The organism is Micromonospora sp. NBC_01655, from assembly GCF_026339755.1.
In the GTDB taxonomy this organism is placed as follows: domain Bacteria; phylum Actinomycetota; class Actinomycetes; order Mycobacteriales; family Micromonosporaceae; genus Micromonospora.
The window spans coordinates 6,003,068-6,016,573 of sequence record NZ_JAPEQF010000001.1 but is presented as its reverse complement, the minus strand read 5'-3'; the positions used below and the strand labels follow the sequence as shown (position 1 = coordinate 6,016,573).

Here is a 13,506-nt window from a genome sequence, read left to right as displayed (position 1 = left end):
TGCCGGGAACAACGACAAGCATAGGGATTTCTCTATTCGCCTGGCGGTTCTGGCAGCGATGCGACAGCGGCCGGCCCTCCGGGGTGGCCGGAGAGACCTACGAGGCCAACCGCTCACGTGCGTTGTGACCAGAGCCGGTCGGTTCGACACCACGTGCGGGCTGGTTGATCTCGGCCCACACCGCATCGAGGGAGAGGCCGAGGACATCGGCGATCGCAGCGATGGTCGGGAAGGCAGGGGTCGCTACGCGGCCCGACTCGATCTTCCGGAGGGTCTCCGGTGAGACACGTGCATCGAGCGCGGTCACGAGCATCGAGCGCTCTCCCCTGGCGCGACGCAACAGGGCGCCGAGGCGCTGTCCGCGCTCGACCTCTGCGGGTGTGAGCGGCAACCTGACCATGGCTCCGATTCTAGTACCGGGATAGTATGGCCGGGATAGTTATTGGTCGCGTGGAAGGCGTCGCATGATCGAGATCCTGAACCCCACCGAACTGCCCCGAGCCAGGGAGGCGGGTGCCCTGGTCGCTGACATTTTGCAGACGCTGAAGAGCCGCAGCGCAGTAGGCACCAACCTCCAGGACATCGACCGGTGGGCCGAGACCATGATCGTCGAGGCTGGTGCGGTGTCCTGTTACGTCGACTACGAGCCATCCTTCGGACGCGGGCCGTTCGGCCACTACATCTGCACGTCCGTCAACGACGCCGTGCTCCACGGACTGCCGTACGACTACACGCTTGCCGACGGCGATCTGCTGTCACTCGACCTCGCCGTCTCCAAGGGTGGGGTCGTTGCGGACTCTGCCATCAGCTTCATCGTGGGCGACTCAAAGCCCCCGGAGAGCGTCGCGATGATCAGCGCGACCGAACGCGCGCTGTACGCGGGGATAGCCGCTGCCGGCCCTGGGGCTCGCGTCGGCGACATCTCCCATGCCATCGGCTCAACCCTGTCCGAAGCGGGGTATCCGATCAGCACCGAGTTCGGAGGTCATGGCGTCGGGTCAACGATGCACCAGGACCCGCACGTGTCGAACACCGGACGGCCCGGTCGTGGATACAGACTGCGCCCGGGGCTGCTGCTGGCACTGGAACCGTGGGTCATGGCGGACACCGCTGAACTCATCACTGATGCCGACGGGTGGACGCTCCGAAGTGCGACCGGCTGCCGGACGGCACACAGTGAGCACACGATCGCCATCACCAGCGACGGAGCCGAAATCCTCACCTTGCCGAAGCAGGCGCACTCGTGAGGACCCCGTTTCACCGGCTGCACCCGTCAGGTCACCCTCGATCTGCTTGACGGGCCCGGTCCGCGCGTAACGGCGTGCGCGATCTCGCGCTGAAGGTCGGCTTCTGGGTCGACCTCGTGGTTCGTCAGGGTGTCAGCATGGTTCGGAACTCTTGAGCTTCGGGCAACGTTCGAAGGTGTGCCGGCATCTCCCGGTACAGGTCCAGGGCGCGTTTGCGGGTCAGGTCGGTTCGGAAGCGGGCTGGAAGGTCGATCAGTGCCAGGGTGGCGGCGTGGCAGCCGTCGATGGAGTTGCCGTCGCGGTGGTCGCACATGGCGGCGTCGAGCCGGATCAGGGTGCGGGTGAGGGCGCTCGTGGGTGCCGACAGCGCCAGTGCCTGGGCCTGGTTCTGCCGGGCCCGGGTGGTCTCGCCGAGCGCGGTGAGGGCGTGGGAGAGGTGCACCCGGTGCTTCTGTTCGCAGTGGCCGAACCAGGAGTCGGTACGTTCGCCTGCGGGCAGATGCTCGGCGAGGCGGTCGGCTTCGGTGAGCGCGGCCAGGGCTTTGTCGCGTTGGCCGCTGATGGCGTAGGCGCGGGCGGCGACGGCGGAGGCGAGGGTGGCCGCCGCGGTGGTGCCCTTGCCGGCGACGTGTCGGGCTTGCTCGGCGAGGTCTGCGGCTGTACGCGGTGCGCCGAAGTTCAGGGGCACCATGGCTTCTCGGGCCAGCACCCAGGCGTGCAGCGCTCGGTCGCCGGACTCCTCGGCGGCCCGAGCGGCGGTGCGGAACCAGGCGTGCGCTTCGCGTCGGTTGCCGAGGTCGTGGAGCACGATGGCGGTCATTCCCGCGATCATGCTGGTGAGGTGGGACAGCCGGGCCCGGGCTGCCGCGTGTTGCGGCCGGCGTAGCAGGGGGGTCATCTCGCTGAAGTCGGCGACGAAGTCGGCGAGCACGTCGGTGGGTGGGCGTCCCCGGTAGCCGTAGCTGTGCTGTTCGGCGGCTGACTCGATGTGGGCCAGGTCGGTGGTGCCGGTAACGGTGAGGGCCCTGTCGCCACTCTGCCGCGCCTCGGTGATGTGCGTCAGCGAGGCGGTGGTCAGGCCGGCGGCGAGAGCACCCCGCAGGAGTTGACGGCGCTTCATGAGATCGTCTCCTGTCCTGCTCGACGGATGGCGTGCAGGCTGCTTCTCCCAGCATCGCTCAGCGAGACCGACCATCCCACCCGGAATGTGCAAGCCGTCAGCGATCCGTTCAACGGTGTCGATGCTCGTGACGGTGGCGCTGCTACGTGCGATCAGGCTGACCCGCTCGGTCTTCATTCCGCACGCGGCGGCGATCGCGTTGTAACTCAACCCGGCCGCCTTCGCCGCGGCGAACACCGGGGTGAAGTTTCGCTGGGTGAGCGCGTGGACGATCTGCGGATCGTTGAGCAGGCGCCGGGGAAGCAGGCGGTCTGTCCGTGCGTCCACGTGGCTCCCTCCGTCAGGGAAGCTGGTAGGCGGTCACGGTATCGCGTTCACGGCCGGCAACGGGGGACCCGTGGGGGGACCCCACGGTGGGGTTACCACGATCGTCCACCACGGGATGGAGTGTCGGCATGACTACGTTGCGCGAGTTGGCCGACGACGATCCAGAGGTGACGGACCTCCGCGACACGTTGGTCAGGGCCCTGCTCGACAGTAGGGCGGCTGGATCGCGCCTACCGCTGGGTGCTTCGAGGGATGCTAGCGGCCAACGCGGATGCGGTCTGCGGGGTAGAGCTCCCGGGAGCCGTCCGCGCGAAAGATCACCAGGAGCGGGACCCCCTCGCCAATCTGTAGCTCGCGCCGCTCGGAGGGCGTCGGCATCCGGGCGGAGACGGTGTCACCCTTGAGGAGGGTCAGGGTCTCGGTCGGCTCGATGGAACGAACGAAGGTGCCGCGCGGCGGTTCCACGATGACGAGCCCTTCCGACCGGAGTAGCGCGATGGCCTGTCGGACGCTCGTGCGGCTTAAGCCGTACTCCTGAGCAAGTCGCAGCTCGCTGGGTAGCGACGCCCCGGGCGCGAGGTTGCCGGACGCGATCCGGTCTCGCAGGAGATCTGCGAGCTGCCGGAACAGTGCCCGATCGGCGCTGGGGTCGATCACGCACGTGACGCTACGTGGCCAACAGTTCTACATCTCATTGTATCTACAGTCCAACATTGGCGCGGCGATGAGTGGATGCAGCGGTCGGAACGCCGGTGAGGGCCCAGCCGTCATGCCGGCGATCCACTTCCGAGGGGAGGTCGGGTGTCGCGTGTCTCGTTCGACGAGTACGTCTTGGCGGTGGCCCGCACCCTGGCTCGCCGGCATCAGCCGGTCTGGTCTTGGCGGAAGTGGCGGCGGGTGTGCCGGTGTGGAGCCGACCTGCCCTGCCGTGTCCGGCACCGCATCCCAATCAACCGCGATCACTGGCCGGGCGCGGCGGTGTCGGTCCTTCCAGGAGCACGCCGCGCCCCTACCCGGAGGCGGGGATGAGTGGCATGGCATCCAGCAGCGGTGACGAGTCGACGTCCAGCCGTGGTGAGCAGGCCGAGGCCGCCGAGCGGGAGGCGGCGAGGCGGCGCATCCTTGCGCAGGCCGAGGCGGATCGGATACCGGTGGACGAGACCACGCGGGCGGTGCCGGACCGGCGGTGGCGTCGTGGGCAGTGATGAGCTGCCGATAGGCCGGCGGGTGGCGCAGTGGCGGGCCCGGCGCGGGATGACTCAACAGATGCTGGCCGACCGGTTGGGCAAGTCCAAGAGCTGGGTCGACAAGGTCGAGCGCGGCGTCCGTGCGTTGGACCGGTTCTCGGTCATCCAGGACATCGCCGAGGTGCTTCGCGTGGACCCGTCGGTGCTGGTCGGCGGGGACTCCCGGCCGTCATCGACCACCGCTGCCGTTGCGGGCGTGGACGGAGTGCGGGCCGCGCTCGCGCGCTACCCCACCCTTCTGGACGGGGCGGGTTCCCGACCGGTCCTGCCGGTCGGCGAGCTGGGCCGACGGGTGGAGCATGCCTGGTTGACCTACCAACACGCGCACTACCCGCAGGTGGTGCGGATGCTGCCGGACCTGCTCGGCGACGCCCAACATGCCCACGCCGCCGGCCCGGGGGACGAGGCGGCGAACCGGCTGGTGCAGGTGTACCGAATCATGACGTCGGTGCTGGTGAAACTGGGGGACGCAGACCTGGCGTGGCTGGCGGCCGACCGGGCGATGGCGGTGGCCGCCGGTGACCCGCTGCTGGGGGCGGTCGCCGCGGTGCCGTTGGGGCAGGCGCTGCGGGCGGCGGGGCGGGGCCGGTTGGCGATGGCGGCGACGGTCGCCGCCGCGCACCGGATCGCACCTCCTGTGCCGCACGACGGCCCGCTCCGGGAACTGTCGTGGTGCGGGACGTTGCTGGTGGAGGCCGCCCTTGCCGCCGCCGTGTGCGGTGACGCGCGCAGCGTGGGGGAGCTGATCGAACAGGCGGCCGAGATCGCCGAGCGGGTCGGCGAGGGCCGGGGCCAGCACAATGGAACCAGCTTCGGACCCACGACGGTCGAGCTGGCTCGGGTGGCGGCGGCGGTGGAGCTGGGTGACGGTGGTGAGGCGGTGAGCTGGCACGAGAAGGCCACCGGCCGTGGCGGGTGGGGGCGGTTGCCGGTCGAGCATCGGGCCGCGCACCTGGTGGACGCCGCGCGGGCGTACCTCCAGGTCGGTGACCTGCTGCGGGCGGGCCGTGTCCTGGTCGACGCCGACCGGACCGCGCCGGCGGAGATCCGGTGCCGGCCGGTGGCGCGTACGGTGATCGCCGACGTGGCGCGCGGCGGCCCGACACCGGCCGACGTGGCACGCCTGGCCGCCCTGGTCGGCCTGACCCGGTGACCGCGCCGTTCCTCTCCCTGGCCCAGATCCGCAACCGGATCGCCCTGGCGGCCCGGACGGTTCTGCGCCAGCATCGGCCCGGCCGGTCGTGATCCACACGGTGTGCGGTATGTCGTGCTCTGTTGGGGGCGGGAAACCGCGTTGTGCCGCACAGCGTGTGGATCATGGCCGGGCCGGGCCGGGCCGGGCCGGGCCGGGCCGGGCCGGGCCGGGCCAGGCCAGGCCAGGCCAGGTCGGGCGGGTCAGCGGCGCAGGCGTAGGCCCCGGGGGGTGGCCCGGAAGCCGGCGGCGGTGAGCGCGTCGCGCAGCGGGGACGCGGAGACCGCCTCCCCGTCGGCCCGCTCCACCGACATCGCCCCGAGCGCGCCGGAGTGCACCGCGTCGGCCAGCGCCCTGCCCGCCGCCGCCAGGGCGTCCGGGTCGTCGGCGAAGGAGAGGATCGTCCGGCCGCCCCGCTCGACGTAGAGCAGCAGATCGCCGCCGACCAGCACGACCAGCGCGCCCGCCTTGCGGCCGGCCCGGTGCCCGGTGGCCGGGGCTGCCCCGTCGCCCGAGTCCACCACCCGCTCGGGCCAGGGCAGCGCCGCGCCGTACGGGTTGGCCGGGTCGGTGGCGGCGAGCACCAGGGCGGGCCCGCCCCGGCCAGGCCCGGCCGGGTCGGCGAGGGCGCGGATCCGGTCCACCGCCCCGGGCACCGCGAACTGGGCCGCGCCCAGCCCCTCGACGAAGTACCCTCGCCGGGCCGCCCCGCGCTCCTCCAGCGCGGACAGCACCGGGTAGACGGCGGCGAAGCCGCCGGTCACCTGCTCGGCGACGACCGCGCCCCGGGTGACCACGCCGTGCCGCTCCAGCAGCACGTCGGCCAGGGCGGCGGCCCGCCGGGTCGGGTCCAGGTCCCGTTCCGGTAGGCGGGACCAGCGGCCGGCGACGGTGGGCGGGCCGCTGCGGCTGGGCAGCGCGACCCGGCCGGGGCGGCGGTACCGGGTGCGCGGCGCGGTCGGCCGGGACCGGTGCGCGCCCCCGCCGCCGAGCGCGGCCCGCAGCGGGGCGAGGGTGTCGTTGGTGAGGTGCCCGGCCCAGACCAGGTCCCAGAGCGCGGCGGTCAGCGCGGCGTCGTCGGTGGCTTCCACCCGGTCGGACAGCGACCGGAAGAACAGCGCCTGCCCGCCGGCGAGCGCGTCCAGCACGGCGTCGTGCAGCGGGGTACGGGTCAGCGCCTCGTCGGGTGGCGGGAGCAGCAGCGGCGCGGCGTCGGCGTACGCGAGGGTGACCCAGCCGTCGCCGCCGGAGATCGCCCCGGAGCCGGCCCACAGCACCTCGCCGCTGGCGCACAGCTCGTCGAGCTGGGCGGGGGAGTAGTCGGCGACCCGTCCGGGCAGCACCAGGCGTTCCAGCGCGGACGCCGGAACCGCCGCGCCCTGCAACTGCTCGACGGCGGCGGCCAGGGCCTCCACCCCCCGCGCCGACGCCCCGACCTGCTGCCAGCGGGGCAGGAACGCCGCGAGCGCCCGGGGCGGCACCGGCTCGATCTCCCGGCGCAGCGCGGCCAGGGACCGGCGGCGCAGCAGCCGCAGCACCTCGGCGTCGCACCACTGGGTGCCCACGCTGTCGGGGGCGAACTCGCCGGACACCACCCGCCCGGTCGCGGCGAGCCGGCGCAGCGCCTGCTCCACCACGAACACCCCGAGGCCGAACCGGGCCGCGCAGGTGGCGGCGGCGAACGGGCCGTGGGTGCGGGCGTACCGGGCGACCAGGTCGCCGAGCGGGTCCGCCACCGGGGCGAGGTACGCCTCGGCCACCCCGACCGGCAGCGCCACGCCCAGCGCGTCGCGCAGCCGGGCGGCGTCCTCGACGATCACCCAGCGGTCCTCGCCGGCGATCCGCACCCGTAGCACCCGGCGGGCCGCCGCCAGCTCGGTGAGCCAGTCGACCGGCGCGCCGCGTTCGGCCAGCTCCGCCTCGGACAGGTCGCCCAGGGTGCGCAGCAGCTCGACGACGTCCTCCGCGTCGCGGGGCCGGCGTTGCTCGGTGCGCCAGCGTAGCTGCCGCTCGGTCTCGGCGAGCACCGCCGGGTCGAGCAGTTCGCGCAGGTCGACCCGGCCGAGCAGCTCGCCGAGCAGCGCCGAGTCCAGCGCCAGGGCGGCGGCCCGCCGCTCGGCGAGGGGGGCGTCGCCCTCGTAGAGGAACGCGCCGACGTACCCGAAGAGAAGCGACCGGGCGAACGGCGACGGCTGGGTCGTCTCCACCTCCACCAGGCGCACCTTGCGGGCGGTCAGGTCGCGCATCAGCGCGGCGAGCGCCGGCTGGTCGAAGACGTCCTGGAGGCACTCCCGGGCGGCCTCCAGGGTGACCGGGAAGTCGGCGTACTCGCGGGCCACGTCGAGGAGTTGGGCGGCGCGTTGGCGCTGCTGCCACAGCGGCTGCCGGCGGCGCGGGTCGCGGCGGGGCAGCAGCAGCGACCGGGCCGCGCACTCGCGGAACCGGGACGCGAACAGCGCGGACGTGCCGACCGACTCCTCGACGAGCTGGGTGATCTCGTCGGGCTCGAACACCACCACGTCGGCCCCGGGCGGCTCCTCGGCGGTGTCCGGCAGCCGCACCACGATCCCGTCGTCCGACGGCATGACCTGGGCGTCGACGCCGTACCGCTCGGTTAGCCGGCGGCCGATGGCCAGCGCCCAGGGGCCGTTGACCCGGGCGCCGAGCACCGAGTGCACGGCGAGCCGCCAGTCGCCCAGCTCGTCGCGGAACCGCTCGACCACCACCGTCCGGTCGTCCGGCAGGGACCGGGTGGCGGCCTGCTGCTCCCGCAGGTACGCCATCAGGTTCCCGGCGGCCCAGTCGTCCAGCCCGCCCGCGCGCAGGGCGGCCACCGCCGCCTCGTCGCCCTGGCGCAGCAGGGCCCGCACCCGGCCGCCGATGGCCCGGCCCAGCTCCACCGGCCGGCCGAGCTGGTCACCCTTCCAGAACGGCATCCGGGCGGCCTGCCCGGGGGCGGGCGACACCAGCACCCGGTCGGGGGTGATGTCCTCGATCCGCCACGAGGACGAGCCGAGCAGGAACACGTCGCCGATCCGCGACTCGTAGACCATCTCCTCGTCCAGCTCGCCCACCCTTGCGGCCCGCTCCGCGCCGGCCAGGAAGACCCCGAACAGGCCCCGGTCGGGGATGGTGCCGCCGCTGGTGACGGCGAGCCGCTGCGCGCCGGGCCGGCCGGTGAGCACGTCGGCGGCCCGGTCCCAGACCAGCCGGGGCCGCAGCTCCGCGAAGGCGGTCGACGGGTACCGGCCGGAGAGCATGTCCAGCACGGCGTGCAGCGCGGAGTCGGGCAGTTCGGCGAAGGGCGCGGCCCGGCGGACCAGGACGGCGAGGTCGCCGACCCGCCACGGCTCCAGCGCGACCATCGCGACGATCTGCTGGGCCAGCACGTCGAGGGGGTTGCGCGGGGGGTGCAGTTCCTCGATCGCGCCGTCGGCCATCCGCCCGGCGACCACGGCGCAGGACAGCAGGTCGCCCCGGTGCTTCGGGAAGACCACGCCCCGGGAGACCGCGCCGACCTGGTGCCCGGCCCGGCCGACGCGTTGCAGGCCGGCGGCGACGCTGGGCGGGGCCTCGATCTGCACCACCAGGTCGACCGCGCCCATGTCGATGCCCAGCTCCAGGCTGGAGGTGGCCACGACGGCGGGGAGCTGACCGGACTTGAGGGCCTCCTCGATGTGCTTGCGCTCCTCGCGGGAGACGCTGCCGTGGTGGGCGCGGGCGATCACCGGGGCCGCCCCGGCCGCCGCGCCGGACTGGGCCATCACCTCGGCGGGCGGCCTGGTCGGTCGGCCGCCGGCGGGGGCGGCGGTCAGCTCCTCGGCGGCCAGCTCGTTGAGCCGGGCGCAGAGCCGCTCGGCGCTGCGCCGGGAGTTGGTGAAGACGATCGTCGAGCGGTGCGCCCGGACCAGGGCGAAGACCCGCTCCTCCACGGCCGGCCAGATGGAGGCCCGGCGCGGGCCGGGGCCGCCGAGGTCGTCGGCGGGCTGCTCCCGCTCGTCGAGGCGGGTCATGTCCTCCACCGGGACCTGGACGCTCACCTCGATGGTCTTGGCGCTGGGCGGCTGCACCACGTCGACGGGCCGGGCCCCGCCGAGGAACCGGGCGCACGCGTCGACCGGCCGGACGGTGGCGGACAGACCGATCCGCTGGGCGGGGGCGGGCAGCAACTCGTCGAGGCGCTCCAGGGAGAGCGCGAGGTGCGCGCCGCGCTTGGTGCCGGCGACCGCGTGCACCTCGTCGACGATGACCGTCTCCACGCCCCGCAGCGAGTCCCGCGCGGCGGAGGTGAGCAGTAGGAACAGCGACTCGGGGGTGGTGATGAGGATGTCCGGCGGGGTGCGGGCGAAGGCCCGCCGCTCGTCGGCGGGGGTGTCGCCGGTGCGCATCCCCACGGTGATCTCCGGCGGGGGCACGCCCAGCCGGGTGGCGGCCTGCCGGATGCCCGCGAGCGGGGCGCGCAGGTTGCGCTCGACGTCGACGGCGAGCGCCTTGAGCGGGCTGACGTAGAGCACCCGGCAGCGCTGCCGGGCCTCGGCCGGCGGCGGCGACCCGGCGAGCCGGTCCAGCGACCAGAGGAACGCCGCGAGGGTCTTGCCGGAGCCGGTGGGCGCGACGACCAGGGCGTTTCGGCCCGCTGCCACGGACCGCCAGGCGCCGACCTGGGCGGCCGTGGGCGCGGCGAAGGCCGCGGTGAACCACTCCCGGGTCGCCGCCCCGAACCCCGCCAGCACCCGCGCCGCGTCTGCCGCGCCCGGGCCGGCCGTCACCTCCGCCACGCCCCCATCCTGCCTCGGGGATGGGACATCCGCGCCGGCCGGAGCGGCGCGGAGGCCCACCGACCCCTGGGATCTGTCCGACTGCGGGTTTTACGTAAGGGAAAGGTAGGCTAATTACGTTAAGTCTTACTTAACTGCTTGCTTGTATCGGACAACATAAAGTAACTTCACTCGCAGCGCGAGCGGTGGAGGAGGGCGGATGGCGGTCGAGGGGCGAGACTTCGGGCCAGGCATCGACGTGCTCATCCGCAAGGTCGACGGTCACCTCGCCGCGCTGCGGACCGGCCTGCACGGCCCCGAGCTGGAGCTCGCCGAGCGGCTCGCGTTCTGCCTGCGGGAGCTGGTCCGGCAGACGGCCCAGTCCAGCGCGGCCGACCGGGGGCAGGTCCGCGCCGCCGTGCACTACTTCGTCCTGCGCCGGGAGAGCCGGGGCCGGCTGCTCTCCGTGCGCTCCCTCGCCGCCGCCCAGCGCGTGGTCAACAAGGTGGTGCTCCAGCTCGGCCGCCCCGACCTGTTGGTCGAGGCCCACCGTGACCTGCTGGCGGAGGTTCGCCGTGACGGGCCCGTCCTGGAGCCGGCGCTGCCGGCCGGGGACGCCGCCCTGCGCTGACCGTCCGGCGGGTGTCGGGGCGGGCCGCGTCAATTCCGGCAAAACCGCCCATCAGGCTGCGAACTGGCGTCTGATCGCTCCTAGGCGCTTCCTCCGGGGCGCGCACTGCTGCCACCTCGACCGGGAGCGCGGGTGCTCGTACTGCTGATCCTCCACCTCGTGGTGGCGCTCGTCGCGCCGCTGCTGGTCCGGTGGTGGGGGCCGCGGGCCTGCTATCTGCTGGCGCTCGCACCGGCCGCCGCGTTCGGCTGGGCGCTGGCCCGCACGCCCGCGGTGCGCGACGGTGGCGCGGTCGTCGAGACGTACCCCTGGGTGTCGCAGCTACGCCTGGAGCTGGCGTTCCGGATGACCACCCTGTCCTGGCTGATGACCCTGCTGGTCGGCGGCGTGGGGGCGCTGGTGCTGGTCTACTGCGCCCGGTACTTCGCCACCGGCTCGGTGGGGCTGGCCCGGTTCGCCGCCGTGCTGGTCGCCTTCGCCGGCGCGATGCTCGGCCTGGTGCTCTCCGACGACCTGTTGCTGCTCTACGTCTGCTGGGAGCTGACCACGGTCTTCTCGTACCTGCTGATCGGGCACAGCACCGAGCGGCGGTCCAGCCGCTGGGCCGCTGCCCAGGCGCTCACCGTGACCACCCTCGGCGGGCTGGCCATGCTGGTCGGGTTCCTGATGCTCGGCCGGCACACCGGGGAGTACCGCTGGTCCGCCCTCGCGGCGGCCGACCTGCCGTCCGGTGGCTACCTGACCACGGCCGTGCTGCTGGTGCTGGCCGGGGCGCTGAGCAAGTCGGCGGTGCTGCCGTTCACCTCCTGGCTGCCGGCGGCGATGGCCGCGCCCACGCCGGTCAGCGCGTACCTGCACGCGGCGGCGATGGTGAAGGCCGGCGTCTACCTGCTCGGGCTGCTCGCCCCGGTGCTCGCGGCGGCCGGCCCGTGGCGCCCCGTGGTGCTCACCGCCGGGCTGCTCACCATGCTGGCCGGCGGATGGGCCGCGCTGCGCCAGACCGACCTGAAACTGCTGCTGGCGTACGGCACGGTCAGCCAGCTCGGCCTGCTCACCGTGGTGCTCGGGGCGGGCACCCCGCAGGCCGCGCTCGCCGGCACCGCCATGCTGTTCGCCCACGCCCTGTTCAAGGCGGCGCTCTTCCTCGTCGTCGGCGCGATCGACCACAGCACCGGCACCCGGGACCTGCGGGAGCTGTCCGGCCTGCGCCGGCACGCCCCACTGCTGGCCACGGTCGGGACGCTCGCCGCGGCCTCGATGGCCGGGGTGCCCCCGCTGGTCGGCTTCGTCGCCAAGGAGGCGGTGCTCGCCGCGTTCGCCGACCGTCCGCTGGTCCTCGCCGGGCTGGTCGCCGGGACGGTGCTGACCGTCGCCTACAGCGCCCGCTTCGTCTGGGGCGCGTTCGCCGACCGGCCGCCCGCCGCGTCCGTCGAACCGGACCCGGTCCCCGTCGCCATGCTGGGGCCGCCGGCCCTGCTGGCCGCCGCCGGGCTCGTCGTCGGGCTGCTCGCCGGCCCGCTGGGCCGCCTGCTGCGCCCGTACGCCGAACTGCTCGGCCCGGTCGACGAGGGCCTCGCGCTGTGGCACGGGCCGACCGCCGCGCTCGGGCTCTCCGCCCTGGCGCTCGGCGGCGGCGCGGCGCTCTTCGCGCTGCGCGGCCCGCTCGCCGGCGTGGTGGAACGGGTCCGCGCGCCGGTGGACGGCGCCCGGGGGTACGAGTGGCTGACCCACCAGTTCGACCGGCTCGCCATCGAGGTCACCAGCGTCACCCAGCGCGGGTCCCTGCCCCAGTACCTCGGCACCATCCTGATCGTACTGGTGGTCGTGCCCGGCGGGGCGATGCTGGCCGCCCGCCCCTGGCGGCAGGGGATCGACCTCTGGGACAACCCGTTGCAACTGGTGGTGGGGCTGGTCATCGCGGTGGCCGCGCTGCTGGCCGTCGGCGCCCGCCGCCGGCTCACCGCGATGCTGCTGGTCGGGGTCACCGGCTACGGCCTCGCGATGCTGTTCGTCCTGCACGGCGCGCCGGACCTGGCGCTGACCCAGTTCCTGGTGGAGAGCGCCACCATCGCGGTCTTCGTGCTGGTGCTGCGCCGGCTGCCCGAGCGGTTCTCCGCCCGGCCGCTGCGCCGCAGCCGCTGGGTACGCCGGTCGCTCGGCGTCGCCGTCGGCGTGGTGCTCGGCGGCTTCTCCCTGGTCGCGGCCGGGGCCCGGACCGCGCCGCCGATCTCGCTGGCCTTCCCGGACCTGGCGGTCGCCGCCGGGTACGGGCGCAACGTCGTCAACGTGACCCTGGTCGACATCCGGGCCTGGGACACGATGGGCGAGATCTCGGTGCTGGTGGTGACCGCGACCGGGGTGGCCAGCCTGATCTTCGAGCGGTCCCGGACCGGTCCCCGCCCGCGCCGCCCCCGCCGCACCGAGGCGCTCCGCCACCCGGGGCCGCAGCGGCCGGTCTGGCTGCGCGGCGGACCGACCCTGCGGGAGCACCGCCGGTCGATCGTCTTCGAGGTGGTCACCCGGCTGCTCTTCCACACCATCGTGCTGTTCTCCCTGTTCCTGCTCTTCTCCGGCCACAACGCGCCCGGCGGCGGCTTCTCCGGCGGCCTGGTGGCCAGCCTCGCCCTGGTCGTGCGCTACCTGGCCGGCGGCCGGTACGAGCTGGCCGAGGCGGCCCCGGTCTCCGCCGGCACGATCCTCGGCGCGGGCCTGGCGGTGTCGGTCGGCACCGGCGTGGCCGCGCTCGTCGCCGGCCGGTCCGTGCTGGACAGCGTGAAGGTCGACCTCGCGCTGCCGGGCGTCGGCGACCTCCACCTCGTCACGTCGCTCTTCTTCGACGCCGGCGTCTACCTGATCGTGGTCGGTTTGATGCTCGACATCCTGCGCAGCCTCGGCGCGGAGGTCGACCGGCACATCGAGGCGACCGGCAAGCGCGAGCGCGGGCTGGTCGTCGACCCGGAGGGGAACCGGCGGTGAACGGGACCG

Annotated in this window: 9 protein-coding genes; 5 read left to right on the top strand and 4 right to left on the bottom strand. The window is 73.9% G+C overall.

The window, feature by feature from the left end; translation table 11 throughout:
- Positions 1-97: 97 nt before the first annotated feature.
- On the bottom strand, positions 98-400 hold the full coding sequence (locus OOK41_RS26445; RefSeq protein ID WP_117666529.1) for a helix-turn-helix domain-containing protein: 303 nt from the start codon (positions 398-400) through the stop codon (positions 98-100).
- Positions 401-464: 64 nt separating this feature from the next.
- On the opposite strand from OOK41_RS26445, the gene map reads away from it, so the two are divergent.
- A complete protein-coding gene (gene map / locus OOK41_RS26440) occupies positions 465-1,247 on the top strand; it encodes a type I methionyl aminopeptidase (RefSeq protein ID WP_117666530.1) in 783 nt (260 codons plus the stop codon).
- Positions 1,248-1,371: 124 nt separating this feature from the next.
- On the opposite strand, the gene OOK41_RS26435 is transcribed toward map, so the two are convergent.
- Positions 1,372-2,604, bottom strand: a complete 1,233-nt coding sequence (locus tag OOK41_RS26435; protein ID WP_266267097.1) for a hypothetical protein — start codon at positions 2,602-2,604, stop codon at positions 1,372-1,374.
- A gap of 345 nt (positions 2,605-2,949) precedes the next feature.
- Entirely contained in the window at positions 2,950-3,351 is a 402-nt protein-coding gene (locus OOK41_RS26430) for a GntR family transcriptional regulator (protein WP_266267096.1), read from the bottom strand.
- 377 nt (positions 3,352-3,728) lie between these two features.
- Here OOK41_RS26430 and OOK41_RS26425 point away from each other — a divergent pair, with 377 nt between their 5' ends.
- Positions 3,729-3,899: a hypothetical protein gene (locus tag OOK41_RS26425; protein WP_165878041.1), complete on the top strand. Its 171-nt coding sequence runs from the start codon at positions 3,729-3,731 to the stop codon at positions 3,897-3,899.
- Complete coding sequence (locus OOK41_RS26420; RefSeq protein WP_266267095.1) at positions 3,889-5,094, top strand: helix-turn-helix domain-containing protein; 1,206 nt, start codon at positions 3,889-3,891, stop codon at positions 5,092-5,094. Before OOK41_RS26425 ends, OOK41_RS26420 begins: the two co-directional genes overlap by 11 nt.
- Positions 5,095-5,336: 242 nt before the next feature.
- Here OOK41_RS26420 and OOK41_RS26415 read toward each other — a convergent pair whose 3' ends face one another.
- Entirely contained in the window at positions 5,337-9,911 is a 4,575-nt protein-coding gene (locus OOK41_RS26415; protein ID WP_266267094.1) for an ATP-dependent helicase, read from the bottom strand.
- A gap of 199 nt (positions 9,912-10,110) precedes the next feature.
- Between OOK41_RS26415 and OOK41_RS26410 the strand changes: the two genes are divergently transcribed.
- Positions 10,111-10,521: a hypothetical protein gene (locus OOK41_RS26410; RefSeq protein WP_243639224.1), complete on the top strand. Its 411-nt coding sequence runs from the start codon at positions 10,111-10,113 to the stop codon at positions 10,519-10,521.
- A 132-nt stretch (positions 10,522-10,653) separates the two neighbouring features.
- Positions 10,654-13,497, top strand: a complete 2,844-nt coding sequence (locus OOK41_RS26405) for a Na+/H+ antiporter subunit A (protein WP_266267093.1) — start codon at positions 10,654-10,656, stop codon at positions 13,495-13,497.
- Positions 13,498-13,506: the final 9 nt, after the last annotated feature.